1 protein-coding gene is annotated in these 2075 nt (G+C 67.2%); it reads right to left on the bottom strand.

The genetic code is table 11. The annotated features are described in order from the left end of the window. A partial coding sequence (locus FHG89_RS00135) for a condensation domain-containing protein (RefSeq protein WP_139581815.1) occupies positions 1-2075 on the bottom strand: 2075 nt, incomplete at both ends.

The following is a 2075-nucleotide window of genomic DNA, read 5'->3' on the forward strand; positions in this document are numbered from 1 at the left end:
GGGTGGGGCGGTGGTGGGTTGGTGGTGCAGGTCGGTGGTGAGTTGTTGCCAGGTGGTGACGTTGGGGTGCAGGGTGGCGAGGCGATGGGCCTGGGTGTCGTTGTGGGTGACGACGAGGTGGGTGCCGGCCTTGTGCAGCATGTGGCGGAGTCGTTCGTCGGGGTGGGTCGGGTCCAGTGGCAGGTAGGTGCCGCCGGCTTTGAGGATGGCCAGGAGCAGGGTGCTGGTGTTCAGGTCGGCGGGGCCGCACACGCCGACGACGACCTCCGCGGTGACGCCGGCAGCGCGCAGGAGGTGAGCGCAGCGGTTGGCCCTCTCCTGCAACTCGCGGTACGTCAACCGATCCTGTCCCCGCACCAACGCCACCGCATCCGGCGTCGCCTCGGCGACGTTGGTGAGCCGGTCCACGATGTCCTGTCGAGGTACCAGTGTTGTCCGAGGGCGGGGACCGTGCAGCAACGCCCGTGCTTCATCCTCGTCGAAGAGCCGCACGGCGAGGACCGTTTGATCCGGGTTCGCCGCGACGTTGGCCAATACGTTCATGAAATGTCTGACGAGGCGGCGTGCGGTGTCGGCGGTGAACAGGTCGCTGCTGTAGCCCAGCGTCCCCTCCACTCGGCCGTCACGCTCAGCCAACAACAGTTCCAGATCGAACCGGGTGTTGCCCGGGTCGAGTTCCGTCTCGGTCACGCGCAGCCCGGACGGATGGTCGGCCTCGCTGACGCTGTCGAGGTCGAACCACACCTGGAAGATCGGGTTCCTGCTGAGGTCGCGGTCCGGGACCAGCTTCTCCACCAACCGGTCGAACGGCACGTCCCCCGTTGTGTACGCGGCCAGCGTCGCCTCCCGTACGACCGCCAGAAGCTGCCTGAAGGTCGGGTCACCGGACCACCGGACCCGGACGGGGACGGAGTTGACGAAGAAGCCGAACAGGTCATCCAGCTCGGGGAAGGGGCGCCCACCCAGCGGCGACCCGGTGACGATGTCCCTGGTCCGGGCATATCGGCTCAGCAGGATGTCGAAGCAGGCGAGCAGAGTCATGTAGAGCGTCGCGTTCTGCGCCAGGCCGAGCCTGCGGAGTGACTCTGTCAGGTCGGCCGGCACGACGACGATTTCCCGCCCGCCGTGGCCGCTGGCTATCGACGGGCGGGGGTGGTCGGCCGGCAGGTCCAGGGCCGGCGGTGCGCCGTCCAGCTGTTCGCGGAGACTGCCGAGGAGATCGGCCGCCTCCGGGGTTGCCAGCCACTTCCGCTGCCAGGACGCGAAGTCGGAGTACTGCACGGTAAGTGGGGGCAGCGGTGTCGGTCGACCTGCGGAGAACGCGTCGTACAGGGCGGACAGCTCCCGCCAGAGCACGGTCATCGACCAGCCGTCCACCACCAGGTGGTGCATGGTGAACAGCAGGAAGGACACATCGCCGGCCGCCCGCACCAGATGGACGCGCAGCAGGGGACCGGCGGCCAGGTCGAAGCCGAGTTGCGCCTCGCGGTGTGCGAGCTCGATCGCCTGGCGGGAGGCCTCGGGCACGGGTTCGCGCGATGCGTCGACGACGGATACGCGCACGTCGCCGTCGGCGTGGACCACCGCCACCGGGGTGCCGGCGTCGTCGCGATAGGTGGTGCGCAGCACCTGGTGGCGGCGGACGATCTCGGTGAGCGCCCGCTCCAGGATCGTCTGATCCAGCGAGCCGGACACCTGCCACATCGATTGCACGACGTAGAGCGTCGAATTCGGCTTCAGCTGTTCGAGGAACCACAGCCGCCGCTGGGCGAATGACAGATCAGGCGTTTCGGTGCTGGGCGCGAGCGGTACCACCGCCTGTTTGCCGTGCTGCTGCACGGCTTTTGCGAGTTGGGTGATGGTGGGGTTTTCGAAGATGGTGCGTAGGGGCAGGGGTGTGTCGAATTCTTGGCGGATTCGGGTGGTGACTTGGGTGGCGAGTAGGGAGTGGCCGCCGAGGTGGAAGAAGTTGTCGGTGGTGCTGATGTGGGGGTTGTTGAGGATGGTGGTCCAGATGTGGTGGATGATTTTTTCGGTGTCGTTTTTGGGTGGGGTGTGGGTGGTGTTGTTGGGGG

It is taken from the genome of Micromonospora orduensis, from assembly GCF_006228125.1.
Taxonomy (GTDB): Bacteria; Actinomycetota; Actinomycetes; order Mycobacteriales; family Micromonosporaceae; genus Micromonospora; species Micromonospora orduensis.